The following is a 26,121-nucleotide window of genomic DNA, read 5'->3' on the forward strand; positions in this document are numbered from 1 at the left end:
CGTGCGCGCGAGGTGCCGCGGACTACCGCCTCGCGGCCTTGCGCGGCGAGAAATTCCGGCACCTCACGCAGAAAGCGGCTTGCGACCGCTAGAATGGTGGCGACCCCGACTTCCGCTGTCCTCGCGAGCCGTTCCGGCGTAGACGCGTTGCGGGTCGCCGACACCGCTTCTTCGGCGGCGGTTCGAGCGACGAACTCCCGGGGTCACTGATCCACCGGCATTCGCCGGACGCTCCGGATTGTCATCCGGACGACACGCTCAGGAGGAGCATGCCGACTACGGCAACCGCGTCCCGAGGCTCGAGCCAACGACGCAGGAAGACCACGTCATCCCGACGCGACGACGAAGCACCCGTCATCCCGATCCTCGCCCGCAAGGTGCGCGAGATCGAGGCCAAGGCGCAGCGCGGAAAGCTCGGGCCCACCAACCGCGTCAAGTTCCAGGTGATCGCCTTCCTCGTGCGCGAGGAGCGCGCCCGGGTCAAGGCCGATACCGAGATCACCGACGCCGCGCGCGCCGAGTTGCTCAAGCGACTCGACGGGGTGGCCACGATCCTCGCGAAGACCGCCGCGCGCGACACGTCGCTGATCCAGCTGCTCGAGGTCGATCAGGCCACGTCGCCGGTCGCCCGGCGTATGCGCCGCGACTGGCTGCTCGAGTCCGGTGCCGAGCTGCCGCCCGACGAGCTCATCATCACCGACAACACGCCGAAGGCCGCCCCGGTCGTTCCCGCGGCGCTCGCCGAGAAGCAGGTCATCCCCGCCTCGATCGAGGCGCGCCAGATGGCGAACCCCTTCCTCGCCCCCGACCTCACGCCCCGCTCGACGGGGGACGCTCCGCGTCGTCGCCTCGACGGCTGGGAGCTCATGGGACCGCTGTACAAGGCGTTCGAGACCGGCGCCGGCGGCTCGGCCGCGAGCATGGAGCTGCCGCCCGTCCCCGAGTTCGACCGGCTCTCGCCGCGCGGGCTCGAGGTCATGCCGCACCAGTCGCGGTTCCTCGAGGCCGTCCGCACCGGGCACCGCTCGTTCCTTCTCGCCGACGAGCCGGGCCTCGGCAAGACCGCGGAGTCGGTGCTCGCCGCATCCGTGGCCGACGCATACCCGCTGCTGGTCGTCGTTCCCAACGTCGTGAAGATGAACTGGGCCCGCGAGGTGCAGCGGTGGACGCCGCAGCGACGCGCCACCGTCATCTCGGGCGGCGGTGCCGACATCGACGCCTTCGCCGACATCTTCATCGTCAACTACGAGATCCTCGACCGGCATCTGTCGTGGCTGTCGTCGATCGGGCTCAAGGGCATCGTCGTCGACGAGGCGCACTTCATCAAGAACCTCACGTCGCAGCGCTCGCAGAACGTGCTGGCCCTGGCATCCCGTGTCCGTCAGCAGACCCGCGACCCGCTCCTTCTCGCGCTGACCGGTACCCCGCTGATCAACGACGTCGAGGATTTCGACGCGATCTGGCGTTTCCTTGGCTGGACCAACGGCGAGAAGCCCGGTCCCGAGCTGATGGAGAAGCTGGATGCCACGGGCCTCACGCCCGCGGACAAGGCGTTCTACCCCGAGGCGCGCGAGGCCGTGATCTCGATGGGCATCGTGCGGCGCAAGAAGAAAGACGTCGCCGCCGACCTCCCCGACAAGCTCGTGGCAGACCTCCCGGTCGAACTCGACGACGAATACGGCCGGTCGATCCGTCAGGCCGAGCGCGAGCTCGGTGCCCGGCTGGCCGCGAAGTACCGCCGCATTGTCGAGGCGCGCGGCGACCGGGGCCTCGCCGCCGGTGAGATCGACGACGACATCGTGCGTCTCGTCGCCCACGGTGAGCTCGAGGAATCCAAGGCCGCGGGCTCGGGCAGCGAGAACGTCTTCACAATGGTCCGCCGCATCGGCCAGGCCAAGGCGCACCTCGCCGCCGACTACGCCGTGCAGTTGCAGCGCTCGGTCGGCAAGGTCGTGTTCTTCGCCAAGCACATCGACGTGATGGATGCCGCGGAGGCCCACTTCAAAGCCTCCGGCCTCAAGGCCGTGTCGGTGCGCGGCGAGCAGACCTCGACCGCGCGCCAGGCTGCGATCGACGCGTTCAACAGCGATCCCGACGTGGGCATCGCGGTGTGCTCGCTCACGGCCGCCGGCGTCGGACTGAACATGCAGGCCGCCTCCAACGTCGTGCTCGCCGAGCTGTCGTGGACCGCGGCCGAGCAGACGCAGGCGATCGACCGCGTGCACCGCATCGGCCAGGAGGAGCCCGTGACCGCGTGGCGCATCATCGCCGCGCACACGATCGACACCAAGATCGCCGAGCTCATCGACTCGAAGGAGGGGCTCGCGGCCCGCGCCCTCGACGGCCAGGCGATCGAGCCCGGCTCGAGCGATTCGGTGCAGCTGTCGGCGCTCATGCACCTGCTGCGTCAGGCGCTCGGCGCGGCCTGACCCGGTCCTTCGCGAACGCCCCGGCCGCTTCGGCGTCGGGGCGTTCGTACGTGCGGAGGGGGTGCCGGTCTCGTGTTCGCGTCGCGGCGGGTCGGGTTGCGTCGCGTCGCGTCGCGGGAGCGGGCTGGGGCCCGGCGTCTGACGCCTTCGACGCACGGCGCGGGGCGCAGTTCGAGCGCCCGGGTCTCGGCATCCGCCCGCCCGTCCGTCATCGTGTGGCAGCGGTCCCGCCCGCGGCGATAGGGTCGAAGACGGCAACGGCGCCGCCCCCTTCACCCGAATCACAGCACCAGAGGACTCTGCCCATGAAGATCGGCATCCTGACCAGCGGCGGCGACTGCCCCGGGCTGAACGCGGTCATCCGTGGCGTCGTGCTCAAGGGCACGACGAACTACGACATCGAATTCGTCGGCATCCGAGACGGCTGGCGCGGAGTGGTCGACGGCGACTTCTTCCCGCTGACGCGTCACGAGGTGAAGGGCCTGTCCAAGGTCGGCGGCACCATCCTCGGCACGAGCCGCACCAACCCCTACGAGGGTGCACGCGGCGGCGCCGAGAACATCTCCAAGACGATGTACGGGCACCGGCTCGACGGCATCCTGGCCATCGGTGGCGAAGGCACGCTGGCCGCGGCCGACCGTCTGTCGAAGGACGGCATCAACGTCCTCGGCGTCCCCAAGACCATCGACAACGACCTTCGCGCCACCGATTACTCTTTCGGTTTCGACACGGCCGTCAACATCGCGACGGATGCCATGGACCGCTTGCGCACCACCGGTGACTCGCACCAGCGCTGCATGGTGGCCGAGGTCATGGGTCGTCACGTCGGCTGGATCGCCCTGCACGCGGGCATCGCCGCGGGAGCCCACGTGATCTGCATCCCCGAGGTGCCGATGTCGATCGACGAGATCGTCGAGCAGGTCACCCGCGCGCACGACCGCGGTCGCGCACCCCTGGTCGTCGTCTCGGAGGGCTTCAAGCTCAAGGGCATGGACGAGGCCTTCAGCGACAAGGGCCTCGACGCCTTCAACCGCCCCCGCCTCGGCGGCATCGGCGAGCTGCTGGCTCCGGAGATCGAGCGCCTCACCGGCATCGAAACCCGCTCCACCGTGCTCGGTCACATCCAGCGCGGAGGTTCGCCCTCGGGCTTCGACCGCGTGCTCGCGACGCGCCTGGGTCTGCACGCCGCCGACGCACTGCACGAAGGTGCGTGGGGTCAGATGGTCGCCATGCGCGGCACCGACATCGTGCGCGTCCCCTTCGCCGACGCCCTCGGCGAGCTCAACAGCGTGCCGCTGTACCGCTACGAGGAGGCCGCGGCCCTCTTCGGCTGACCCTTCGCCTCGACGCCCCGTCCCGCCGCGTGCGGGGCGGGGCGTTGCGCTGTTCGGTGGGGCCGTTGCGCTGTGCGGTGGGGGTGCTGTGTGGTGGGGCCGGCGGGGCTGCCGAGTCGTTACGAGAACAGGGCGGCGCGTCCAGAACAGGGCGATCGGAGCGGTTTCCTCCTGTTCTCGTGACATCTCCTGTTCTGGTGACGGGGGAGGGCCGCGGTATCGGCCGGTGGGCGCGCCGTCGTGACGCCCCCGGCCGTCACGAGAACAGGCCGGTGCGCCCAGAACAGGGCGATCGGGGTGGTTTCCTCCTGTTCTCGTGACATCCCCTGTTCCCGTGACACAGGGCAGCTGACGTGGCGGCGCAGCTCAGCGGGACGCGCGGAGGTGGCGTCCCTGGGCCATGGCGAGGCGCACCGTATCGATCACGTACTGGGGCTCGAAGAGGATCTGCACGTAGTCGAAGCGGAGGACCGTGTACCCGCGCAGCACCAGCCGGGCGTCCTGGTGGAGGTCGCGGCGCCGGTCCGCCGGTGAGCTGTGAAACGCGAACCCATCCATCTGGACCACCAGGCGCTCGCCGATCACGGCGTCGACCGGGTGCCCGTCGACCCGCACCTGCTGCCGCAGACGGACGCCGATCGTGAGCATCAACTCGCGGAAGTGCGTCTCGAGGCCCGAGTCGGAGAGGGACGTGGCGACGTGCGCGAACCTCGACGCACGGGTCGAGCGCCATCCCACTGCCGCCAGCGTGTCGGCATCCACCTTCTTCGACCGAAGGGCGGATTCCCACACGGCGAGACCGTCGGCGGGAGGAAGGCAGCGGGCGACATGGAACAGCACATTGATGATCGGTTCGAGGGGATCGGTGCGGATCACGGGTACGGGTGGAGTGGCGCGATGCAGTCGCATACCTGCGTCGTCGAGGCGCGACGCGGTGGCGGGTACCCACACGTGCACGTCTTCGCTCGACGGTGCCCAGAGGCCCATGTCGTGGGCCGCGCTCACGCACGTTGACCGACCGCCGACGGATGCCGCTCTTCTCCGGCTCGCGGGACAGTCGGGCGTGACGATCCACGAACGCCGGATGCGTTCGACCTCCGACGTCGCCGCGGCCGTCGCGACAGCCCGCGGGCCGAAGCCGGCAGCCGCAGCCGAGGACGTGTGTGCGACGCCGCCGCGTGTCGTCAACCATGCAACCAGGCTGGGTTTCATCGCTTCAGACTCGCGGCCCGGAGACACCTGTCGTCCTGTGCTTTCGCGAAGTGGGGACGGTTCGGAAGATCCGCGGCCTGGGGACGAGTGTCGGAGTAGCGTGATCGTCACGAAAACAGGAGATACGACGAGAACAGGACGAAACCGACCGATTCGCCCTGTTCTCGTGACTTTCCCTGTTCTCGTGACGAGAAGGCGAGCCGGCGAGCGGCTTACCCCGCCAGCCCCAGCACGTCGAGCAGCCACGCGATCTCGAACGCGCGCTCGCGCCAGGCGTTGTAGCGCCCGCTGACGCCGCCGTGGCCGGCGACCATCTCGCACTTGAGCAGCGCGTCGGCACCGACCTCGCGCAGACGCGCGACCCACTTCGCGGGCTCCACGTACATCACGCGGGTGTCGTTGAGCGAGGTGACAGCGAGGATACGGGGGTACTGGACGCCCTCGCGGACGTTCTCGTACGGCGAGTAGGACTTCATGTAGGCGTAGACCTCGGCGTCGTGCAGGGGGTCGCCCCACTCGTCCCACTCGATCACCGTGAGCGGCAGCGAGGGGTTGAGGATGGTGGTCAGCGCGTCGACGAAGGGGACGTCGGCCAGCACTCCGGCGAACATCTCGGGTGCGAGGTTCGCCACGGCGCCCATGAGCAGACCGCCGGCGCTCCCTCCCTCGGCGACGATCCGCTCGGGGGTCGTGTACCCCTCGGCCACCAGGTGGCGGGCCGCGGCGACGAAGTCGGTGAAGGTGTTGCGCTTCGCGCGCATCTTGCCGTCTTCGTACCATTGGCGGCCCATCTCGCCGCCGCCGCGCACGTGGGCGACGGCGAAGACGACGCCGCGGTCGAGCAGGGAGAGGCGCGGCACCGAGAAGCCCGGCTCGATCGAGTGCTCGTACGACCCGTAGCCGTACAGGTGCACGGGCCGTGCCGACGCACCGGGCTCGCCGAACGAGCGCTTCCACACCAGCGATACGGGTACCTGCGTGCCGTCCTCGGCGGGGGCCCACACGCGCGCCTGACCGTAGTCGGCCGGATCGAACCCGCCCAGCACGGGCTGGCGCTTGCGCAGGAGCAACTCGCCGGTCTCGACGACGTAGTCGTAGACGGTGCCGGGAGTGACGAACGAGCCGTAGCCGAGGCGCAGGACCGGGGGAGCGTACTCGGGGTTACCGCCCGTGCCGACGCTGTAGAGGGGTTCGTCGAACCCGATCTCGGTGACGGCACCGTCGGCGTACGACAGCATGCCCAGGCGCGCGAGGCCGTCGCGACGGTAGCCGACCACGCCCCAGTCGCGGAAGGTGTCGACGCCCAGCAACCGGTGACCGGTGCAGTGCGCGATCACCGTCTCGCGCGGTCCCTGGGGGTCGGATGCCGAGACCCGCACGAGCTCGAAGTCGAGAGCGTCGTCGTTGTGCAGGATGTACAGCACGTCCTCGCCATCGACGACCGCGTGCGAGGAGGAGTACTCGATGCCCTCGCGACGCGGCCACACCACTCGGGGTTCGCCGCGGAGGTCGTCCGCATCGAGGATCCATTCCTCGCTCGTGATCGACGAGCCCATCTCGATCATGAGGAAGCGGTCGCTGCGGGTGAAGTCGGCCCCGACCCAGTATCGGTCGTCGGGCTCGTGGAAGAGCTTCACGTCGTCGCTGACGGGTGTGCCGATCTCGTGCAGCCACACGGTGTCGGGCCTCCAGGCGTCGTCGACCGTGGTGTACACGATGAAGCGACCGTCGGGCGAGAACGTCGCACCCGAGAAGGTGCCGGGGATCTCGTCGGCGAGCGTCTCGCCGGTGGTGAGGTCGCGCACGCGAACGGTGTAACGCTCGTCGCCCGCCACGTCGATGCCGTAGAGCATGCGCGTGCCGTCGTTCGAGACCTCGAAGCTCCCGAGCGAGAAGAATTCGGTGCCCTCGGCCTCGACATTGCCGTCGAACAGCACCTGCTCGCCGGGGACGGCGGTGTCGGGCGAGAGGGTCGGCGGTGTCCAGTCATCGGGGGAGTCGAGGGGGGCGCGGCACTGGATGCCGTACTGCGCCCCGGCCACGGTGCGGCCGTAGTACCACCAGTCGCCGCGGCGCGCGGGAACCGACAGATCGGTTTCGAGGGTGCGGCCCTTGATCTCGCCGAAGATCGTGTCGCGCAGGGGGGCGAGGTGCGCGGTGCGCTCGCCGGTGTAGGCGTTCTCGGCTTCGAGGTGCGCGATGACCTCGGCGTCGTCTTTCGCGCGCAACCACTCGAAGGGGTCGTCGAACGTGTCTCCGTGGTGGGTGCGCGCCACGGGGCGGCGGTCGGCGACGGGCGGGGTGAGCTTCGGGTCGAGATCGGTCACCGTTCCACGCTAGTGCGCCCGTCCGATGTCGGTCCGCGAGAATACCCAGGATGCCGGCGTCGCGCCGCCCCGCAAGTTTGACCGCCGAGGTCCTCGGTGAAAGGATGTCGAGGCGACCCCGGTGAACGGGTGTCGAACTCCAGGTGAACTCTTCGTTCGTCGCGCCGATCCCGTCGGCATCCCCTCTTCCTTCTCACGGAAAGCGAACGGTGGAGAGCGCAGCCCTCATCATCGTGCTGGTCATCGCGCTGGCACTGTTCTTCGATTTCACCAACGGATTCCACGACACCGCGAACGCGATGGCCACGCCCATCGCCACCGGTGCGCTGAAGCCGAAGGTCGCGGTCCTGCTGGCTGCCAGCCTCAACCTGGTGGGCGCGTTCCTGTCGACGGAGGTGGCCAAGACCATCTCGGGCGGCATGATCCGCGAAGACCAATTGAGCCCCGATATCTTTCCGCCGATCATCTTCGCCGGCCTCATCGGCGCGATCACGTGGAACATGCTCACGTGGCTCCTGGGTCTTCCCTCGAGCTCGTCCCACGCCCTCTTCGGCGGTCTGATCGGGGCGACCCTCGTGGGCGTCGGTGCCTCGGCGATCGACACCGGCGTCGTGCTGAGCAAGGTCATCCTGCCGGCGCTCATCGCGCCCCTCACGGCTGGGATCATCGCCTTCGCGGTCACCAAGATCGCCTACGGCATCACCCGCCGCTACGACATGAAGGCGGACGGCCGCGACGGCTTCCGCTGGGGGCAGATCTTCACGTCGTCGCTGGTCGCCCTGGCGCACGGCACGAACGACGCGCAGAAGACGATGGGCGTCATCACGCTCGCCCTCATCACGGTGGGCTGGCAGTCGACGTCCAACCCCGACCCGCAGCTCTGGGTCGTCTTCGCGTGCGCTCTGACGATCGCCCTGGGCACGTACATGGGCGGCTGGCGCATCATCCGCACCCTCGGCAAGGGCCTGACCGACGTCAAGCCCGCCCAGGGCTTCTCGGCCGAGACCTCTACGGCGGCGACGATCCTGGCATCCAGCGCCCTCGGGTTCGCCCTGTCGACCACGCAGGTCGCCTCGGGCTCGGTCATCGGCTCGGGCCTCGGTCGCCGCGGCTCGACCGTGCGCTGGAACACCGTCGGTCGCATCATGATCGGCTGGGTGCTGACGCTGCCCGCCGCGGGTGCGGTGGGTGCCGCCGCGGCGCTGATCGTCGTCTGGCTGGGCGGCTGGGGCGTCGCTGTCGACGCGGTCATCGCCGTCGTCATCATCCTGGGACTGTTCCTGCGCTCGCGGCGGGACTCGGTCACGTCGGCCAACGCGATGAGCGAGGTCGCCGACTCGGGCGCCGCGGTCAAGGTGCCCCGCAAGCCCGGACCCACGCGTCGTCAGCGCCGTCTCGAGCGCGACAAGGCCGGGAAGGACGCCTGATGCTGATCAACTGGGAAGCCTTCCTCCACGTCTTCGTCGCCGCGATCGTCGGCGCATCGATCGTCGTGACCTTCTACTCGCTCGGCCTGCGACTGCTCGTCCGGGGTGGTCGCCCGCCGCTCGTCTCTCCGGCCGAATTCACGGACGCCATCACCGTGCTCACCGACAAGCAGAAGCGCCGGGCCGAGAAGGCGGTGGCCAAAGCGGCCAAGAAGAACCCGTTGAGCGAGGGGCAGAAGAGCGTCTCGCTGGTCGGCGCCTACTTGTGCTTCGCGGTGTGCGCCGCCGCCGTGCTCGGTGCGCTGCTGCTGATCCTCTTCAACCACTGACGTCTCGGGCGCGATGTCGGAGCCCCCTTTTAGGCTGAGGGCATGGCATCCGTGCAGTTCGGTCAACATGCGCCCGCGGCGCGCGTGATCCTCCATCTCAGCGACACCCACCTGCTGGGCGGCGACCGCCTGCTCGGCGACCGCTACGACACCGCGCTGCACCTTCGTCGCACGCTCGAGGCCGCCGAGGCGACGGGAGTGCGGCCGGATGCCGTGGTGTTCACCGGCGACCTCGCCGACCTCGGCGAACCCGAGGCCTACCGTGCTCTGCGCGACGCGGTCGAACCGTGGGCCGAGGGCCTCGGCGCGCCGGTGGTCTGGGTCGCCGGCAATCACGACGAACGCCCCGCTCTTCGTGAAGAACTCCTCGACGCCGAGCCGACCGAAGAACCCGTGACGGGTGTCTGGGATCTCGGCGGCCTGCGGCTGATCGCCCTGGACTCGACCGTCCCCGGCTGGCACCACGGCGATCTCGACGCGGAGCAGCTCGAGTGGTTACGCGCAGAACTCGCGGAGCCGGCGCCGCTCGGCACGATCCTCGCGCTGCACCACCCGCCGCTTCCCACGCACATCCCCTTCTTCGACATCCTCGAGCTGCGCGACCAGCCGGGTCTCGCCGCCGCCATCGCCGGGAGCGACGTACGGGCGATCCTCGCGGGCCACCTGCACTACTCGACCTCGGGCACCTTCGCCGGAGTGCCGGTGAGCGTCGCCGCGGCTTCCTGCTACACGATGGACCTCGCGCGCCCCGGCGACGCGGTGAACGGGATGGATGCCGGACGCTCGTTCCACCTCGTCCATGTCTGGGACGACACGATCACCCACGCCGTCGTCCCCGTCGTCGACGTCGAGGCCTCGGGATTCTTCACTCCCGAGTGGACGGCGCGCATGGCGGCGCTGAGCCCCGAGGAGCGCCTCGAGGCGTTCTCGCGCAAACGCCCCTGAGGGGCGACGCTCACCGCGCGGCGCGGAGATGCCTGGCCGCCCCGTACCGGACGCGGAGAGCGGAGACACGCCTGCGCGTTCCGGCGGACCGACCCGGTCTCGAGACGCGGCAATAGACGTCACGGAAGGTGTGGATCCGACGACCGGCCGCCGTGTCCACCGACCGGCAGTGCCGCCCTCGTTAGGCTCGTGGCATCCCTATTCGCCGTGACACCCACGAGGACTCCCACATGGCTTTGGACGCAATGACGCGCACCCGTACCGAGACCGACTCCCTCGGATCCCTCGAGATCCCCGCCGACGCGTATTGGGGGATCCACACCGCTCGTGCGCTCGAGAACTTCCCGATCGCCAAGCGCCCCATCTCGGTGTATCCCGACCTCGTGCGGGCGCTCGCGATGGTCAAGCAGGCCTCGGCTCGCGCCAATCGCGAGATCGGCGTGCTGGACCACGAGAAGGCCGACCTCATCGACCGCGCCGCGCAGCGCGTGATCGACGGCGAGTTCCACGACGAGTTCACCGTCGGCGTCATCCAGGGCGGGGCCGGCACCTCGACCAACATGAACGCCAACGAGGTGATCACCAACATCGCCCTCGAGCTGGCGGGACGGGAGAAGGGCGATTACGCCTTCCTCTCGCCGATCGACGATACGAACCGCAGCCAGTCGACCAACGACGTGTACCCCACGGCGATCAAGATCGGCCTCGCCCTGACCCTTCAGAGCCTGCTCGAAGAGCTCAAGCTCCTGCGGCAGTCCTTCCTGTCGAAGTCGGAGGAGTTCCACGACGTCCTCAAGGTGGGTCGTACGCAGCTGCAGGATGCCGTGCCGATGACGCTCGGCCAGGAGTTCCACGGCTTCGCGACGACCCTCGGCGAGGACTACAGCCGGCTCACCGAGAACGCCTACCTGCTCTACGAGATCAACATGGGCGCGACGGCCATCGGCACGGGGATCACCGCTCACGCGGGGTACGGGGGAGCGGTGCTCCGGCACCTGCGCGAGATCACCGGCCTCGACCTCGAGACGGCGACCGACCTCGTCGAGTCCACGAGCGACACGGGCGCTTTCATGTCGTTCTCGTCGTCGCTGAAGCGCAACGCGGTGAAACTGTCGAAGATCTGCAACGACCTGCGCCTGCTCTCGAGCGGCCCGCAGGCCGGTCTCGGCGAGATCAACCTCCCGGCGCGCCAAGCCGGCTCGAGCATCATGCCCGGCAAGGTCAATCCCGTGATCCCCGAGGTCGTGAACCAGGTCGCCTTCTCGGTGGTCGGCGCCGACATGACGGTGACGATGGCGGTCGAGAGCGGCCAGCTGCAGCTCAATGCCTTCGAGCCGGTCATCGCGCACTCGATCTACCAGTCGATCACGTGGATGCGTCAGGCGATGTGGACCCTGCGCGTCAACTGCGTCGACGGCATCACGGCCAACCGCGAGCGTCTCGGCGCGATGGTCGGCTCCTCTGTCGGCGTCGTCACGGCTCTGACCCCCTTCATCGGCTACGCCGCCGCGGCGGCCCTCGCCAAGACCGCGCTGCTCACGCACCGCAACGTCGCCGACCTCGTCGTCGAGGCCGGGCTCATGACGCGCGACGAGGTCATGAAGCAGATCTCTCCCGCCCGTCTCTCCGGCCTGCAGGCGGTGACGGCCGCGATCCCGATCGTGCGCGCAGCGGACAGCGTCGTCGAGGGCTGAGCGCTCGAGAACATCGAAGGGCCGGGACGCGATCGTCCCGGCCCTTCGCCGTGCGTGCCGACCTCAGTCGAGGATGCGGCAGTGAGTGGTCAGCTCGCCGATGCCGTCGATCCCGACGGTCACGGTCGAGCGGTCGCGCAGGAAGATCTGCGGGTCGCGCGAGTAACCGGCACCTCCGGGGCTGCCGGTGGAGATGAGGGTTCCGGGGAGCAGCGTCACCGACTCCGACAGCTTGTTGATGAGGGTCGCGACCGAGCGCACCATCTGGCCGGTGCTGGCATCCTGAACCGTGTGACCGTCGACGACGGTCCAGATGTGCAGGTCCTGCGGGTCGGGGATCTCGTCGGCGGTCACGACGAAGGGACCGGTGGGGGTGAAGCCGTCGAACGACTTGCAGCGCGACCACTGAGCCTCGGAGAACTGGATGTTGCGCGCCGTCACGTCGTTGACGACGGTGTAGCCCCAGACGTGGTCGAGCGCGTCCTCTTCGCTGATGTCGCGACCGGGGCGCCCGATGATGACGCCGAGCTCGGCTTCGTAGTCGACGGCCTCGCTCAGCGAACGCGGCCACGAGGTGGTCTCGCCGTGCGCGGTGAGCGAGTTCGGCCACAGCACGAAGACCGTGGGGCCGGCGTCGGTCTTCAGCCCCAGTTCTCCCGAGTGCGCCGCGTAGTTGAGGCCGACCGCGAGGATCGAGGGCGGTGCGAGCACCGCGGACGCGTACCGGATGCCGGAGAGCGGATGCCGCGGGGCACTCGTCGCGCCGTCGCGGACGCGGTCCAGCAGGTCGTCACCGCCGGCGATCAGCTCCTCGAGGGTGCTCGGGGCGCCGACGAAGAATTCGTCGACGAACGAGAACTCGTCGTCGTGGACGCTGACGAGACGGGGGGCTTCCGCCCCCTCCTGTGCACGGACGTGGGCGAAACGCATGCCTCCACGCTACCGGCCCCGGCGCGGTGGGGGTGTCCGCAAGCCCCGCAGGCCGGGTCGGAGGCCGCCCCTATGCTGTGCGCATGACCTTTCCCTCGCCGCTTTCGCAGCCCGGATCGGCCGACCCGCCCCGCATCTCGACGGCCCCTCAGCCGGCCGTCTCGGCGGCGCCGCCCCGCTCACGGCGGGGCGGTGTGGCGCTGTGGATCGTGGCGGTGCTCCTGGTGCCGCTGTTGGCCCTCCTGGTGCGCTACTTCACCGGCTTCCTCGGGACGGCGGCGTCGTTCGTCGGGCTCGTGCTCGCCGTGATCCCCTTCGTGATCGTCTGGTTCGCCGTGCGTTACATCGACCGATGGGAGCCCGAGCCGCGTCGCCTGCTCGTCTTCGCCGTGGCATGGGGTGCGATCGCCGCGGTGGCGATCGCGCTCGGCGTCGACCTCGTCATCACGTTGTTCGCCGGTCCGCAGCCGCCGGCGTTCAGCAGCGTCATCCAGGCACCGATCGTCGAAGAGGTCGCGAAGGGCCTCGGCGTACTGCTCATCTTCGCTCTCGCCCGCCGCGCCTTCGACGGTCCGGTCGACGGCATCGTCTACGGCGCTCTCATCGGGGCCGGCTTCGCCCTCACCGAGAACGTGCAGTACTTCGCCATCAGCTACCTCGAGGGCGGTCCGAGCCAGGTCGCGAGCACCTTCTTCCTGCGCGCCGTGCTCTCTCCTTTCGCGCACGTCATGTTCACGAGCGTCACCGGGTTCGCCTTCGGCCTGGCCGCCCGCCGGGGGCTGCGCACCGGCGCGGCGCTGCGGTACGGCGTCCCCGGGATCATCGGCGCGATCGTGCTCCACGCCCTGTGGAACGGCTCCGCCACGTTCTTCGACTTCTTCGAGCTGTACGCGGCGCTCCAGGTGCCGCTGTTCGTTCTGTTCCTGCTCGGCATCCTGGCCCTGCGCCGCGAAGAATCGCGACTCACGCGAGCGCGGCTGGGGGAGTACGCCGCGGCGGGGTGGTTCACCCCTCAAGAAGTCGACATGCTGGCCACCGCCCCGGGGCGGCGTTCCGCCCTGGCCTGGTCGCGGACACTGCCCGGAGACCGCTCCACGGTGATGAAGGGCTTCATCGCGGATGCCACGGCACTGGCCGCCGCGCGTCAGCGGACGCTGTCCGGACGCGACCCGCACGCCCCGGCCACCGAGCGGTATCTGCTCGAGCGCACGACGGCCGCGCGGGCGGCGCTGCTGCGTCCCTGACCCGGCGTCGCGACGGGGTCTTGACACCGTCTGAGGGGAGGAGCACCATCGATGTAGGCCAACTCAGCGCCCGGTAGACACGCAGGCATCGCCGCGGCACCGGGCGCTGAGTCTTTCTCGGGCAGGAATGTCCAGGGGGTTCGTGGGCGGCGCGTCCGTGCTTGGATGGAGTCATGACTGATCGCACCAAACCGGAGTTCGATGCTCCCAGCGGCCCCGCCCCCTCCGACCTCGTCATCCGCGACATCATCGTCGGCGACGGCGATGAGGCGAAGCCCGGCGACACCGTCACCGTGCACTACGCCGGTGTCGAGTACGAGTCGGGTGAAGAGTTCGATTCCTCCTGGGGCCGGGGCGAGAGCATCCAGTTCCCCCTCCGCGGTCTGATCCAGGGCTGGCAGGACGGCATCCCGGGCATGAAGGTCGGCGGACGCCGCGAGCTCGTGATCCCGCCGCATCTCGCCTACGGACCCGCCGGTGGGCACTTCCTGGGTGGCAAGACCCTCATCTTCATCATCGACCTGCTGAAGGTCGGCTGATCGGGAGTTCTTCACCGAACATTCACGAACCCGAGGGGGCAGAGGCTCCCTCGGGTTCGTCATTTTCCTCGATCGTGGAATACATTCGTGTGAATGGGAGTTGGATCCCGGCAGGACGCCGATACGGCTCCCCAGACCTCTAGGAGTGACATGACCGACACCACCGCCCTCGACATCCCCGGCTACAAAGCAGGCACCTGGGTCCTCGACCCGTCGCACAGCGAGGTCACCTTCTCGGTGCGCCACATGATGATCTCGAAGGTCCGCGGCACCTTCGGCATGAAGAGCGCCACGATCGTCGCTCCCGAGAACCCCCTCGAGGCGACCGTCGAGGCTTCCGTCGACGTCACGTCGGTCGACACCAAGGACGAGGGGCGCGACCAGCACCTCCGTTCGGCGGAGTTCTTCGACGTCGAGACCTACCCGACGATGGACTTCCGCTCCACCGGCGTCCGCGTCGAAGACGGCGACTTCCTCGTCGACGGCAACCTCACCATCCGCGGCATCTCCAAGCCCGCGACCTTCTCGCTCGACTTCGGCGGCTTCGGCACCGACCCGTGGGGCAACTACAAGGCCGGCGCCACCGCGAAGACGGTCGTCAACCGCGAAGACTTCGGTCTCACCTGGAACGCCGCCCTCGAGACCGGCGGCGTGCTCGTCGGCAAGGACGTCACCATCGAGCTCGACCTGCAGCTCGCGCTCCAGGCGTGATCTTCCCGCAGCTCGCGCTGCGGACCTGACACATCGCGAAGGCCCCGGGTGCTCGGCATCCGGGGCCTTCGTCGTCGCCGCGGCACGGGTGGTCAGGTGCGGACGCGTCGGGGGAGACGGATCCGTTGCTGCACGAGCAGGATGCCCACGAACACCACCGCCGCGCCCACGGGTTCGTTCCACGAGATGCGCTCGCCCAGGATCAGGATGCCGAGAGCCACCCCGACCACCGGGGTGATGTACGTGACGGTCGAGGCGCGGGTCGGCCCCCAGGCGCGCAGGGTGTTCTGGTTCCAGACGTAGGCGATCCCGGTGCCGAGGACGCCGAGGGCGACGATGCTCCCGACGACCGGAAGGGTCAGCTGCATCGGCTCGGCCAGGATGAACGGCGACAGCAGCACCATGAACGCCGCCGCCGGCCCGATGTAGCCGAACGCGAAAGCGATGCCCGAGAGGCCGGTGTCGCCGAGGAAGCGGCGCATGTATGCGAGGCTGAAGCCGTAGCAGGCCGTTGCGCCCAGGAGGGCGATCTGCGCGATCGTGCTGTCGCCGACGGCGGTCACGGCGCCGGGGGCGATGATCACGACCACGCCCGCGATGCCCACCCCGATACCGATCAGCTGGCCGACCCGGAGTCTCTCGACGCGGAACACCGCCCACGCCATGATCGCCGTCATGATCGGCGTCGTCGCGTTGAAGATGCTCACCAGGCCCGACGACACGTGCTGTTCGGCCCACGCGAACAGCAGGAACGGCACGACGCAGAAGCTCATCGAGAGTACGCACAGGTGCCCCCAGACGCGGCGGTCGCGGGGGAGGCGTTCACGACGGATCGCCACGATCGCCGCGAGCGCCAGGGCGCCGAACAGGAGCCGCCCGCCGGCGACCTGCGCCGGCGTCATGCCGGTCAGGGCCACCGCGATGAAGAGAAAGCTCGAGCCCCACACGATTCCGGTGAGGATGAACTGCACCGCGATCGAGAAGGGGGAGGGAGCGGGAGAGGGAGCCACGATTCCGACCCTAGGGCCGAGGTGCGACATCGCGTGGGCTTCGGTGATGCGACGTCCGTAATCCGCCGACGCTCGGCAGCCGGCGGGTTCCTCCGCCGCGTCAGGGCCGCGGGTCGAGGGCGTCGTACTGCCGGAATCGTGGGGAGAACCGCACGAGCGTGCCGACGAGGGCGAGGATCAGGATGCCGCCGAACAGGGGCGGAACCCAGAGGGCGGCGAGGGTCGCCAGGGTGCCGGCGTACAGGGCTCCGACGCGGGGGCCGCCGGCGACCACGACGATGAAGATCCCCTGGAGGCGGCCCCGCATGGCATCGGGAACGGCCGCCTGCATCATGGTGGACCGGTAGATGGCGCTGACGTTGTCTGCCGCTCCCGATACGGCGAGTACGACCGCGGCGAGGGCGATGAGCGCGACCGCCGCGTGGGTCTCGTCGACGAGCGCGGGACGCAGCCAGCCCAGGGTGGCGGCCAGCAGCACGAGCCCGAACAGACCGATCGATAGGCCGTAGGCCTGGATCGCGCGTTCGATGCCGAGCCCCTGTCGCCGCACGCGGCCGATCGGTCCCGAGAACAGGCTGGAGAAGAAAGCTCCGGCGGCGACGGCCGCCGTCAGGATCCCGGTCGTGATCGCCCCGCCGCCGAGCAGTACCGCTCCGATGGCCGGGAAGAGCGCGACCGGCTGTCCGAAGGTCATCGCGAGGATGTCGAGGATGTATTGCAGTCGGATGTTCGGAGCCCGCCGCAGGAAGCGCACGCCGTCGCGGAACGACTCGAGACCCGGACGCACGATCTCGCCCTCGGGGCGGAGCTTCGGCAGCGACCACAGACCGAGGAACAGCGAGGTCATCAACAGCACGTCGAGCGAGTAGGTCCAGGCGTAGCCGGCCACCGCGACGAGCACTCCCGCCAGGGCGGGGCCCGCCATCACCATGACCCCGACGGTGACCCCCTGCAGCGCGGCCGCGGCGGGCAGCAGATCGCGCGGGATGAGGCGGGGGGTGATCGCCGACTTGGTGGCCATGACGATCGAGTTGGCCGCGGAGTTCACCACACTCAGCGCGAAGAGCCAGGCCACGGTCTCGAGCCCCGTCCAGGCGAGCACGGCGAGCAGCGCCGTCGAGACGAAGGTGACGACCGCGGCGAGCAGGGCGACCGTGCGTCGGTCGAAGGCGTCGGCGAGCATGCCGCCGTAGAGTCCCGCCGCGACCATGGGGAGCAATCCCGCGACGGCGATCATCGACACCGCGAAGGTGCTCTGCGTGAGCTCGAACACGTGGAGCATGACGGCCACGACCGTCAGCTGGCCGCCGAGTCCGGCGAGCGTCGACCCGATCCACAGGCGCGCGAAGGCGGGAGAGGTGGTGAGGGGGCGCAGGTCGATGAACGCTGCGCGGGCGCCACGGCGCGGTGGTGCCGCGGGATCGGTCTTACTCACGGATCGAGGCTACGCCAGGCCTTCGACACCGCGATCGCCGCTCGGCGGCGGCTCCCGGCATCCGGAGTCCTCCGAGAACCTCACCGCAGGGCCGGGTTCGGTCTGACTCGACCGGTGCGGTTCGGGCATCCCGATGCTGGTAGACTCATGCGGTTGCCGTTCGATCGGCCGCGGATAAAGAGAGCTCGCACATCGTGTGACGGGCGCCGCGCAATGAGAAGGAAGGGGATCCCATCTATGGCACTCGAAGCAGACGTCAAGAAGGCGATCATCGAAGAGTACGCGACGCACCCCGGTGACACCGGATCCCCCGAGGTGCAGGTCGCGATGATGACGCAGCGCATCAAGGACCTCACCGAGCACCTCAAGATCCACAAGCACGATCACCACTCGCGCCGTGGGCTCTTCCTGCTCGTCGGTCAGCGCCGCCGCCTGCTGGGTTACCTGCAGGACGTCGACATCAACCGTTACCGCTCGCTCATCGAGCGTCTCGGTCTGCGTCGCTAATCGCACCAGCGTTCTATCGCGCAAAACATTCTTGGAAGGCCGCCCCACGGTGTGGGGCGGCCTTCGTCATTCCCGGATGCCGTGGCCCCGTGGCGCGTGCTCGTCGTCGCGTCTCGACGCGCGGGCGTTGCGCGGCCACGTGCACCGGGTTGCACGCATAAACGCGATCGGCGCCCATAAACGCGGTGTGCACGCGTTTATGGGCGCCAACGGTGTTTATGCGCGGCCCTGCGGCCCTGGGTCCACGGTCCGGCGGCCGCGCGGCCCTGCGACCCGCGGCCACGCGAGCGGTCGCGGGCGCCGGCCACGCGGTGGGCGGGTCAGGATGCCGCGCGCGCGGCGAGCAGGTCGGAATGCCAGCGCTCCGCCACATCGGGGTGTGCACGCAAGCGCGACTTGAGGGCGTTCTCGCCGTAGGTGGCGTGGATGGGGTTGGTGGGGTCGTCTTCGACGCCGCGGGCTTCGGCGGCGAGCTCGGCCGGCAACTCGATGATCGGCAGACGCGCATCCAGAGCGGGGTTGAAGAAGAACGGCACGGAGATGCGCTCGTCGGGGAAACGCGGCGAGATCACGCGGTGGTTCGTCGCGCGCAGGTACCCCTGGGTGGCGTACTCGAGCAGCTCTCCGATGTTGACGACGAAGGCGCCGGAGACCGGGGGAGCGTCGACCCACTCTCCCTCGCGCTCGACCTGCAGGCCGCCCTTGCCGGGCTCGACCCAGAGCAGGGTGAGGACGCCGGAGTCCTTGTGGGCACCGACGCCTTGCTGGGGCGTGGGGTCGTCTTTGCCGGGGTAGCGGACGATCTTGATCAGGGTCTGCGGGTCGCCGAAGTGGCGGTCGAAGTACTGCTCCTCCGCGCCGAGGGCGAGCGCCCACGCGCGCAGCAGCTTGCGGGCGACGCCGGTGAGGTGATCGTGCCACTCGGTGACGACGTCTTTGAGCTCGGGCTGCGCCGACGGCCACAGGTTCGGGCCGATGAGCCGGTTGTATCCCGGGCCGTCGGGATCGTCGATCGCGTCGCGCTCGGGACCGATGTCGATCTGCTCGCGCCAGTCGACGCGACCCTGGGTGCGCTCGCCGCCGACGCGGGTGTAGCCGCGGAAGTGCGGGCTCGTGACGTTCTCGATCGAGAGCTTCTCGGCCTCGGGAAGCGCGAAGAAGTCCGTGGCCGCCTGCAGCAGGCGCGCCTCCAGCTCGGGGCTCACGCCGGTGCCGGTGAGGTAGAAGAAGCCGACGTCGTGGGTCGCGGCGCGCAGCTCGTCGCGGAAGCGGGCGGCGGCATCCGGGCCCTGGTCGAGGAGCGACAGGTCGAGCACGGGGAGGTTCAGGTCGGACATGCGTCGAGGCTAGATCGTCGCCCCCGGCGCACGCCGGAATGTTGCCGAGGGTTACCGACGGCACCTCTTCGCGAGCCGAGGCCGATCAATCCCCGCCGATCGGCGGGGTGCGAATCGTCCCGGGACTTGCGTAATGTGTGCTGGTCAGGTGAGGCTGTCCTTACCTACCCGCAGCGCCGCGGCTCCACCCGAGAATCGAAAGTCGGAACACCCGCCCGTGCTCGCCACCTTCCTTATCGGCCTTCGCGAAGGCCTCGAAGCCGCTCTCGTCGTCGGCATCCTCGTCGCCTACCTCACGCGTCTCGACCGGCGCGACGCCCTGCCGCGCCTGTGGGCGGGTGTCGGGCTCGCCGTCGCCCTCGCTCTGGCCATCGGTGCGGTGTTCACCTTCGGCGCGTACATGCTCACGTTCGAAGCGCAGGAGCTGCTCGGCGGCGGTCTTTCGCTGCTGGCCGTGGCCATGGTCACGTGGATGATCTTCTGGATGCAGCGCGCCGGACGCACGCTCAAGGCCGGCCTCGAGGGCGGTGTCGACAAGGCGCTGCGCGGCGGCGTCTGGGCGCTCGTGGCGATCGGTTTCGTCTCGGTCGCACGCGAGGGGGTCGAGACGACGCTGTTGCTGTGGTCGATGGTGCAGTCTTTCGGCGACGCCCCGACAGCCCTCCTCGGGGCTCTGCTCGGACTGGCCGCGGCGGTCGTGCTCGGCTGGCTCATCGCTCGCGGAATGCTGCGCCTCGACCTCTCGCGTTTCTTCACGTGGACCGGAGGATTCCTCGTCGTGGTGGCCGCGGGCGTGCTCGCGTACGCGTTCCACGACCTGCAGGAGGCCGGTGCGCTCCCCGGTCCCTTCGGCGCCGGCGCCCCCGTCGATGCGGCGACGGGTCTGGTGGCCACCGGCTGGGCGGGCCTGCCCTTCGGCTGGGCGTTCGACGTGTCGGGGGTGATCGCCCCCGGCGGCCCTCTCGCTGCTCTTCTGCAGGCCACCATCGGCTTCATGCCGCAGATGACGTGGCTGCAGGTCATCGCGTGGACCGCGTACGTCGCGATCGTCGTGCCGCTCTTCGTGCGGGGTGTCCGCGCCAACGGACGGTCTCGTCGCGCCGCGAAAGCCGCGCCCGCTGACGCGGACACCGCCGCGCGCTCGACCCCCGACACGGCGACCGCCGCACCGTAGACCCCCGACGCCGCGCGCGTGCCCGACGCCGTGGCATCCACCCCTCCTTCCGAACGGAGCATCATGAACCCGACTCGCCTCCTCGCGGCCACGGCCGTGGCCGGCGCGGCCGTCCTCGTCCTCTCCGGTTGCGTCGCCAAGTCCGACGCCGCCGCCTCCGGAGCTCTCTCGGTCACCTCGACCGACGACGGGTGCGCCGTGTCGTCGGCCAGTGCGCCCAGCGGCACCGTCGCCTTCGACGTCAGCAACAAGACCGACCAGGTCACGGAGTTCTACCTGCTGGCATCCGACGGTCTGCGCATCGTCGGCGAGGTGGAGAACGTCGCGCCCGGCGCCTCGCGCAACCTCACGGTCGTCGCGCAGCCCGGCGACTACTTCACCCTCTGCAAGCCGGGCATGGTCGGCGACGGTGTCGGCAAGGCGAGCTTCTCGGTGACCGGAGACGCGGTCGCCGTCGATGGTCCCGACGCCGAGCAGAAGCAGCAGGCGGTCGACCTCTACGCGGCGTTCGTGAAGGATCAGGTCGGCCAGCTCCTTCCCGCGGTGCAGACCTTCTCCGCTGCGTACGAGTCGGGCGACGACGCCGCCGCGCGTGAGCAGTTCCCGCGCGTGCGGGCGTTCTACGAGCGCATCGAGCCGATCGCCGAGGCACTGGGCGACCTCGACCCGCGCATCGACTACCGCGAGGTCGACGCGGTGGCCGAGGGGCTCGACTGGACCGGATTCCATCGCATCGAGAAAGATCTCTGGGTTCCCGCGCAGGATGCGCTGAATGCCGACGGGGAGACCCCGGCCTGGAAGAACTGGGCGCCCTCGACCCCCGCCGAGCGCGCGACGTACGGCGACAAGCTCGTCGCCGACACCCAGGAACTGTATGACTACGTGCACTCCGACGCCTTCCTTCAGGCACTGGACGCGCAGGGTGTCGCGGGCATCTCGAATGGCGCGATCTCGCTGCTCGACGAGGTGGCCACCGGCAAGATCAGCGGCGAGGAGGACTGGTGGTCGGGCACCGACCTCAACGATTTCGCGGCGAACGTCGAGGGCTCGAAGATGGCGTTCTCGCTCGTGCGCGACTTCGCCGACTCGAAGGGCGACAAGGGCACCGCGCTGGTGACCCGCATCGACGGCGGCTACGCCGACCTCGAGGCCGCCCTCGCGAAGTACGGTTCGCTCGACGCCGGCTTCGTCCCCTACAGCCAGATCACCGAGGCCGACAAGCGACAGCTCACCGACCTCATCAACGCCCTCGCCGAGCCGCTGTCGCAGCTCACGGTGACGATCCTGGAGTGAGCGTGAGCGACGCGGAGAAGACCTCGGACGAGAAGGCCCCGGATGCCACGGGCCTCTCGCGCCGCGGACTGATGGGGCTGGCGCTCGGCGCCGGCGCCACGGGACTCGTCGTGGGTGCCGGTGGCGGCCTCGTCGGCGGGCAGGCCTACGCCCTCGAGCAGCAGAAGGCGATGAGGGATGCCGCGGCGGCGACGACCGGCATCCATCAACCCGGGATCACGACGCCGGTGCAGGAGCACTTGCACTTCGCGGCGTACGACATGATGGCGCGCACCACCCGCGACGACCTCGCCGAGCTGCTGTCGGACTGGACCTACGCCGCCACTCGCATGATGCAGGGGCTCGAGGTCACCGCCACGGGAGCCGTCGGTGGATCTCCCGAGGCGCCGCCGGACGACACGGGGGAGGCTCTCGGGCTTCCCGCGAGCAACCTCACGATCACCTTCGGCTTCGGCCCCTCGCTGTTCGATGCGCGTTTCGGCCTGGAAGATCAGCGACCCGACGGGCTCGAGCGACTCCCGGCCTTCCTCGGCGACGACCTCGACCCGCTGCGATCCGACGGCGACCTCTGCATCCAGGCCTGCGCCGATGACCCCCAGGTGGCCGTCCACGCAATCCGCAACCTCAGCCGCATCGCCTTCGGGCGCGCCACGATCCGCTGGTCGCAGCTCGGATTCGGTCGCACCTCGAAGACGACGTCCGAGCAGACGACTCCGCGGAACCTGTTCGGCTTCAAGGACGGAACCGCCAACATCCTCGCCGACGACACGGCCGCCCTCGACGAGAACGTCTGGGTGTCGGCATCCGAGGGTCCGGCGTGGCTTGCGGGCGGGTCGTATCTCGTCGCGCGGCGTATCTCGATGCTCATCGAGACGTGGGATCGCACGCGGTTGGCCGAGCAGGATCGCGTGATCGGGCGCGACAAGGCGAAAGGGGCTCCCCTCTCGGGCGGTGACGAGTTCACGGCGCCCGACTTCGCGGCGACGGGTTCGGCGGGAGCCCCGGCGATCGATCCGCGCAGTCACGTGCGGCGCGCGCACCCCGACACGAACGGGGGCATCCGGCTCCTCCGGCGCGGCTACAACTTCGTGGACGGCACGACCGACCTCGGTCGGCTGAACGCGGGTCTGTTCTTCTTGTCGTTCCAGAAGAGCCCGCAGCGATACATCACGGTGCAGAAGGCTCTGTCGACGGATGCCATGAACGAGTACGTGCGCCATGTCGGCTCGGGGCTGTGGGCGGTGCCCCCCGCTCCGGCCGCGGGCTCATCGGTGGGCGCCGGGTTGCTCGGCTCCTGACGGGCGGGGTGGGCCCTGACGCGTCGGTCCGGACGCGGGGTCCCGGGTGTGTGGGCCCCGAGGCGGGCGTGGAATAAAGACCGGCCCTGTGCGTTCTCCCATGTATATTCAGATGCATACAAACAGGAGGCGCATCATGAGTGAGACGAGCAACTGGCCCGGAATGCAGTTCGGTGTCATGACGGTGAGCGACATCACCCAGGACCCCACCACCGGCAAGACGCCGAGCGAAGCTCAGCGCATCAAGGACACCCTCACGATCGCCAAGCACACCGAAGAGGTCGGCCTCGACGTCTTCGCCCTCGGCGAGCACCACAATCCGCCGTTCTGGTCGTCGTCGCCCACGACGACGCTCGCCTACATCGCGGCTCAGACCGAGCGCCTCATCCTCACGACCTCGACGACGCTCATCACCACCAACGACCCGGTGAAGATCGCCGAAGACTTCGCGATGCTGCAGCACGTGTCGGGCGGTCGCGCCGACCTCATGCTCGGTCGCGGGAACACCGGCCCGGTCTACCCGTGGTTCGGCAAGGACATCCGTCAGGGGCTGCCCCTCACCATCGAGAACTACGACCTGCTGCACAAGCTGTGGCGTGAGGACGTCGTCGACTGGGAGGGCAAGTTCCGCACCCCGCTGCAGGGCTTCACCTCGACCCCGCGTCCGCTCGACGGCGTGCCCCCGTTCGTGTGGCACGGCTCGATCCGCACTCCCGAGATCGCCGAGCAGGCGGCGTACTACGGCAACGGCTTCTTCGCGAACAACATCTTCTGGCCCAAGGAGCACTACCAGCGCCTCATCACGCTCTACCGCGAACGCTTCGCCCACTACGGTCACGGCACACCCCAGCAGGCGATCGTCGGCCTCGGCGGCCAGGTGTTCATGCGCGCCAACTCGCAGGACGCGGTGCGCGAGTTCCGTCCCTACTTCGACAACGCGCCGGTCTACGGCCACGGCCCGAGCCTCGAGGACTTCAGCGAGATGACCCCGCTGACCGTCGGCTCGCCCCAGCAGATCATCGACCGCTACGCCGCGATGCGCGAGACGTTCGGCGACTACCAGCGTCAGCTCTTCCTGCTCGACCACGCGGGTCTTCCCACCAAGACCGTGCTCGAGCAGCTCGACATCCTCGGTTCCGAGGTCGTGCCGGTGCTGCGCAAGGAACTGCAGGTGAACCGCCCGGCCGAGGTGCCCGACGCCCCGACGCACGCGAACCAGGTCGAGAAGATCTATGCCGGTGCGGTTCCGCGGCAAGCCGTCCCCGGGGCGAACCGCGGCGACAACATGGTCGCGGGTAGCCCGTACCAGGACGCCGCCCCGCGCTCGGGCAGCGCCTTCGGTGCCGCCGCGACCAAGGTCGGTGCCTGACATGGCCGCCCGCCGTATCGCGGTCGTGACCGCGGGCCTGTCGACCCCGTCGTCCACGCGTATGCTCGGCGACCGGCTCGCCCACGCGGCTCTCGCCGAGTTGCGCGAGCGCGGGATCGACGCCACGAGCGACGTGTTCGAGCTGCGCGACTATGCGCACGACCTGACCGACAACCTGCTCACCGGTTTCGCGCCCGCGCCGCTGGAGCAGATGATCAACACGGTCGTCTCGGCCGACGGCATCATCGCGGTCACGCCGATCTTCTCGACGAGCTACTCGGGCCTGTTCAAGTCGTTCATCGACGTCCTCGACCCGCAGGCGCTCAGCGGAATCCCGGTGCTGATCGGCGCGAACGCCGGCACGGCTCGGCACTCGCTCGCGATCGACTACGCGATCCGCCCGCTCTTCACCTACCTTCACGCCAACCCCGTGCCGACCGGTGTGTTCGCGGCATCCAGCGACTGGGGCGCGAACGCCGACGAGGTCGCCCCGCTCGGTTCCCGCGTCGAGCGCGGCGCCCGGGAGTTCGCGGATGCCATCGCGGCCCGCGAGCCCGTGCGCGACGCCGATCCGTTCGACCCGTCGTCGTACCTCGGAGAGGGGCGTTCGTTCGGTCATCTGTTGGGTGGCCTGTCGGGGGAGTGATCCGTGACCGAAGCCCCGTCGCCCGTGTGGTGGCGGGGCTTCGTCGTGCGGGGGCCGCACCTCCGCGGCAGGTCGGTGCGGGGAATTCGTGGCGGTGGGGTGCCGGCATCCGCATCTGTCGGGTGCATCCGAGCGCGTGGCGACGGGCTGCGCGGCGGGGCGTCCCCGCACAGACCTAGGGTGGGAACCGAGCAGAGGGAGTCGACATGGATGCCGCGCAGTGGGACGAGCGATACCGCGCCTCCGCCGGGGGAGTGTGGGCCACCCAGCCGCCCGCCGTCGTGCGGGAGATCGCGGCGACGCTCTCCCCGGGAACGGCCATCGACGTCGCCACCGGCGACGGACGCACCGCGCTGTGGCTCGCCGGACGCGGCTGGGCGTGCACGGGCATCGACTTCTCGAGCGCAGGTCTCGCGCTCGCCGCCGCGCGCCCCGGAGGCGACGCGGTCACCTGGACCACCGCTGACGTCCATGACTGGGAGCCCGCGGCGCCCGTCGATCTGGTCGTCTCGTGCTATCTGCACCTGCCCGATAGCGCGGCGGCCGTATCGAGGATCGCCGACTGGGTGGCCCCCGGCGGGACCCTGGTCGTCCTCGGCCATGACGTCGAGAACATCGCCGCGGGAGGCCACGGCCCGACCGACCCGACGATCCTGTACACGCCCGAGCTGCTGCGGGGTGCGCTCGACGAGCGGTTCCGCATCGAGCGGTGCGAGCGGGTCACCCGCACCAGCGCGGACGCCGAGCTGCGTGACGGACACCCCACCGCGGCGGTCGACACGCTGTTGCACGCGGTGCGGGAGTGAATCGGTAGACGACATCGGGGGCGAGAAGAGGGGAGACCCTGTCGAAGTCGTGCGTGTTCGTCGCCGCGATGAGGTCCGCGAGGGCGCGGGCCGCGGGTGTCTGCTCTTTCATGTCACGCCTCCCG

At 69.5% G+C, this 26,121-nt stretch carries 22 protein-coding genes; 16 read left to right on the forward strand and 6 right to left on the reverse strand.

Annotated elements, in window-relative coordinates:
• Positions 1 to 269 precede the first annotated feature (269 nt).
• Complete coding sequence (locus NE358_RS05265; protein WP_103210344.1) at positions 270 to 2,429, forward strand: DEAD/DEAH box helicase; 2,160 nt, start codon at positions 270 to 272, stop codon at positions 2,427 to 2,429.
• Positions 2,430 to 2,734: 305 nt separating this feature from the next.
• Positions 2,735 to 3,763 (forward strand): 6-phosphofructokinase, encoded by a 1,029-nt coding sequence (locus NE358_RS05270; protein WP_103210346.1) that lies wholly within the window; start codon positions 2,735 to 2,737, stop codon positions 3,761 to 3,763.
• A 366-nt stretch (positions 3,764 to 4,129) separates the two neighbouring features.
• Here NE358_RS05270 and NE358_RS05275 read toward each other — a convergent pair whose 3' ends face one another.
• Positions 4,130 to 4,768: an endonuclease domain-containing protein gene (locus NE358_RS05275; protein WP_289942127.1), complete on the reverse strand. Its 639-nt coding sequence runs from the start codon at positions 4,766 to 4,768 to the stop codon at positions 4,130 to 4,132.
• A 419-nt stretch (positions 4,769 to 5,187) separates the two neighbouring features.
• Positions 5,188 to 7,302, reverse strand: a complete 2,115-nt coding sequence (locus tag NE358_RS05280; RefSeq protein ID WP_289942131.1) for a S9 family peptidase — start codon at positions 7,300 to 7,302, stop codon at positions 5,188 to 5,190.
• Between the two features lie 209 nt (positions 7,303 to 7,511).
• Here NE358_RS05280 and NE358_RS05285 point away from each other — a divergent pair, with 209 nt between their 5' ends.
• The 4 genes from NE358_RS05285 (at position 7,512) to NE358_RS05300 (ending at position 11,697) form a co-directional block, all read left to right on the forward strand.
• Positions 7,512 to 8,729 (forward strand): inorganic phosphate transporter, encoded by a 1,218-nt coding sequence (locus NE358_RS05285; protein ID WP_103210352.1) that lies wholly within the window; start codon positions 7,512 to 7,514, stop codon positions 8,727 to 8,729.
• Positions 8,729 to 9,058 carry a peptidase gene (locus NE358_RS05290; RefSeq protein WP_103210354.1) on the forward strand — a complete coding sequence of 110 codons (330 nt, stop codon included), beginning with the start codon at positions 8,729 to 8,731 and terminating at the stop codon, positions 9,056 to 9,058. The genes NE358_RS05285 and NE358_RS05290 overlap by 1 nt, the downstream gene beginning before the upstream one ends.
• Before the next feature lie 42 nt (positions 9,059 to 9,100).
• Positions 9,101 to 10,003 carry a phosphodiesterase gene (locus NE358_RS05295; protein WP_289942135.1) on the forward strand — a complete coding sequence of 301 codons (903 nt, stop codon included), beginning with the start codon at positions 9,101 to 9,103 and terminating at the stop codon, positions 10,001 to 10,003.
• Between the two features lie 230 nt (positions 10,004 to 10,233).
• On the forward strand, positions 10,234 to 11,697 hold the full coding sequence (locus NE358_RS05300; RefSeq protein WP_103210358.1) for an aspartate ammonia-lyase: 1,464 nt from the start codon (positions 10,234 to 10,236) through the stop codon (positions 11,695 to 11,697).
• A 63-nt stretch (positions 11,698 to 11,760) separates the two neighbouring features.
• Here NE358_RS05300 and NE358_RS05305 read toward each other — a convergent pair whose 3' ends face one another.
• Positions 11,761 to 12,627, reverse strand: a complete 867-nt coding sequence (locus tag NE358_RS05305; RefSeq protein ID WP_103210360.1) for a fumarylacetoacetate hydrolase family protein — start codon at positions 12,625 to 12,627, stop codon at positions 11,761 to 11,763.
• Positions 12,628 to 12,710: 83 nt separating this feature from the next.
• Between NE358_RS05305 and NE358_RS05310 the strand changes: the two genes are divergently transcribed.
• The 3 genes from NE358_RS05310 (at position 12,711) to NE358_RS05320 (ending at position 15,121) form a co-directional block, all read left to right on the forward strand.
• Positions 12,711 to 13,871 carry a PrsW family intramembrane metalloprotease gene (locus NE358_RS05310; RefSeq protein ID WP_289942139.1) on the forward strand — a complete coding sequence of 387 codons (1,161 nt, stop codon included), beginning with the start codon at positions 12,711 to 12,713 and terminating at the stop codon, positions 13,869 to 13,871.
• Positions 13,872 to 14,044: 173 nt separating this feature from the next.
• Positions 14,045 to 14,410, forward strand: a complete 366-nt coding sequence (locus NE358_RS05315; RefSeq protein WP_013583439.1) for an FKBP-type peptidyl-prolyl cis-trans isomerase — start codon at positions 14,045 to 14,047, stop codon at positions 14,408 to 14,410.
• A gap of 150 nt (positions 14,411 to 14,560) precedes the next feature.
• The gene (locus tag NE358_RS05320; protein ID WP_103210365.1) at positions 14,561 to 15,121 is read left to right on the forward strand and encodes a YceI family protein; all 561 of its coding nucleotides are present in this window, start codon (positions 14,561 to 14,563) and stop codon (positions 15,119 to 15,121) included.
• Positions 15,122 to 15,213: 92 nt separating this feature from the next.
• Here NE358_RS05320 and NE358_RS05325 read toward each other — a convergent pair whose 3' ends face one another.
• Together NE358_RS05325 and NE358_RS05330 are read right to left on the reverse strand one after the other, a co-directional pair.
• On the reverse strand, positions 15,214 to 16,131 hold the full coding sequence (locus tag NE358_RS05325; protein ID WP_289942146.1) for a DMT family transporter: 918 nt from the start codon (positions 16,129 to 16,131) through the stop codon (positions 15,214 to 15,216).
• A gap of 100 nt (positions 16,132 to 16,231) precedes the next feature.
• Complete coding sequence (locus NE358_RS05330; protein WP_246077946.1) at positions 16,232 to 17,566, reverse strand: MFS transporter; 1,335 nt, start codon at positions 17,564 to 17,566, stop codon at positions 16,232 to 16,234.
• A gap of 237 nt (positions 17,567 to 17,803) precedes the next feature.
• Here NE358_RS05330 and rpsO point away from each other — a divergent pair, with 237 nt between their 5' ends.
• The gene (rpsO, locus tag NE358_RS05335; RefSeq protein ID WP_013583433.1) at positions 17,804 to 18,073 is read left to right on the forward strand and encodes a 30S ribosomal protein S15; all 270 of its coding nucleotides are present in this window, start codon (positions 17,804 to 17,806) and stop codon (positions 18,071 to 18,073) included.
• A gap of 320 nt (positions 18,074 to 18,393) precedes the next feature.
• On the opposite strand, the gene NE358_RS05340 is transcribed toward rpsO, so the two are convergent.
• Positions 18,394 to 19,410: an isopenicillin N synthase family dioxygenase gene (locus NE358_RS05340; RefSeq protein ID WP_103210368.1), complete on the reverse strand. Its 1,017-nt coding sequence runs from the start codon at positions 19,408 to 19,410 to the stop codon at positions 18,394 to 18,396.
• A 217-nt stretch (positions 19,411 to 19,627) separates the two neighbouring features.
• Here NE358_RS05340 and efeU point away from each other — a divergent pair, with 217 nt between their 5' ends.
• From efeU to NE358_RS05370, 6 genes are all read left to right on the forward strand, one after another.
• Positions 19,628 to 20,584, forward strand: coding sequence for an iron uptake transporter permease EfeU (gene efeU / locus NE358_RS05345; protein WP_103210370.1), 957 nt, complete (start codon positions 19,628 to 19,630; stop codon positions 20,582 to 20,584).
• 63 nt (positions 20,585 to 20,647) lie between these two features.
• Entirely contained in the window at positions 20,648 to 21,877 is a 1,230-nt protein-coding gene (gene efeO / locus NE358_RS05350) for an iron uptake system protein EfeO (RefSeq protein ID WP_103210372.1), read from the forward strand.
• Complete coding sequence (gene efeB, locus NE358_RS05355) at positions 21,874 to 23,175, forward strand: iron uptake transporter deferrochelatase/peroxidase subunit (RefSeq protein ID WP_258027964.1); 1,302 nt, start codon at positions 21,874 to 21,876, stop codon at positions 23,173 to 23,175. Before efeO ends, efeB begins: the two co-directional genes overlap by 4 nt.
• A gap of 136 nt (positions 23,176 to 23,311) precedes the next feature.
• On the forward strand, positions 23,312 to 24,544 hold the full coding sequence (locus NE358_RS05360) for an LLM class flavin-dependent oxidoreductase (RefSeq protein ID WP_289942157.1): 1,233 nt from the start codon (positions 23,312 to 23,314) through the stop codon (positions 24,542 to 24,544).
• Position 24,545: 1 nt separating this feature from the next.
• On the forward strand, positions 24,546 to 25,190 hold the full coding sequence (locus NE358_RS05365; protein ID WP_141375598.1) for a CE1759 family FMN reductase: 645 nt from the start codon (positions 24,546 to 24,548) through the stop codon (positions 25,188 to 25,190).
• Between the two features lie 206 nt (positions 25,191 to 25,396).
• Positions 25,397 to 25,996: a class I SAM-dependent methyltransferase gene (locus NE358_RS05370; protein ID WP_116238399.1), complete on the forward strand. Its 600-nt coding sequence runs from the start codon at positions 25,397 to 25,399 to the stop codon at positions 25,994 to 25,996.
• Positions 25,997 to 26,121 lie beyond the last annotated feature (125 nt).

This window comes from Sphingomonas sp. G5, assembly GCF_052660795.1.

What these genes read in the sequence shown, in the direction of transcription:
- NE358_RS05305 (WP_103210360.1), bottom strand. Translation starts at nt 12,627, where the DNA reads ATGCGTTTCGCCCACGTCCGTGCACAGGAGGGGGCGGAAGCCCCCCGT.
- NE358_RS05340 (WP_103210368.1), bottom strand. Translation starts at nt 19,410, where the DNA reads ATGTCCGACCTGAACCTCCCCGTGCTCGACCTGTCGCTCCTCGACCAG.
- rpsO (WP_013583433.1), top strand. Translation starts at nt 17,804, where the DNA reads ATGGCACTCGAAGCAGACGTCAAGAAGGCGATCATCGAAGAGTACGCG.
- efeO (WP_103210372.1), top strand. Translation starts at nt 20,648, where the DNA reads ATGAACCCGACTCGCCTCCTCGCGGCCACGGCCGTGGCCGGCGCGGCC.
- NE358_RS05270 (WP_103210346.1), top strand. Translation starts at nt 2,735, where the DNA reads ATGAAGATCGGCATCCTGACCAGCGGCGGCGACTGCCCCGGGCTGAAC.
- NE358_RS05265 (WP_103210344.1), top strand. Translation starts at nt 270, where the DNA reads ATGCCGACTACGGCAACCGCGTCCCGAGGCTCGAGCCAACGACGCAGG.
- NE358_RS05310 (WP_289942139.1), top strand. Translation starts at nt 12,711, where the DNA reads ATGACCTTTCCCTCGCCGCTTTCGCAGCCCGGATCGGCCGACCCGCCC.
- NE358_RS05360 (WP_289942157.1), top strand. Translation starts at nt 23,312, where the DNA reads ATGAGTGAGACGAGCAACTGGCCCGGAATGCAGTTCGGTGTCATGACG.
- NE358_RS05315 (WP_013583439.1), top strand. Translation starts at nt 14,045, where the DNA reads ATGACTGATCGCACCAAACCGGAGTTCGATGCTCCCAGCGGCCCCGCC.
- NE358_RS05295 (WP_289942135.1), top strand. Translation starts at nt 9,101, where the DNA reads ATGGCATCCGTGCAGTTCGGTCAACATGCGCCCGCGGCGCGCGTGATC.
- NE358_RS05365 (WP_141375598.1), top strand. Translation starts at nt 24,546, where the DNA reads ATGGCCGCCCGCCGTATCGCGGTCGTGACCGCGGGCCTGTCGACCCCG.
- NE358_RS05370 (WP_116238399.1), top strand. Translation starts at nt 25,397, where the DNA reads ATGGATGCCGCGCAGTGGGACGAGCGATACCGCGCCTCCGCCGGGGGA.
- NE358_RS05300 (WP_103210358.1), top strand. Translation starts at nt 10,234, where the DNA reads ATGGCTTTGGACGCAATGACGCGCACCCGTACCGAGACCGACTCCCTC.
- NE358_RS05320 (WP_103210365.1), top strand. Translation starts at nt 14,561, where the DNA reads ATGACCGACACCACCGCCCTCGACATCCCCGGCTACAAAGCAGGCACC.
- NE358_RS05290 (WP_103210354.1), top strand. Translation starts at nt 8,729, where the DNA reads ATGCTGATCAACTGGGAAGCCTTCCTCCACGTCTTCGTCGCCGCGATC.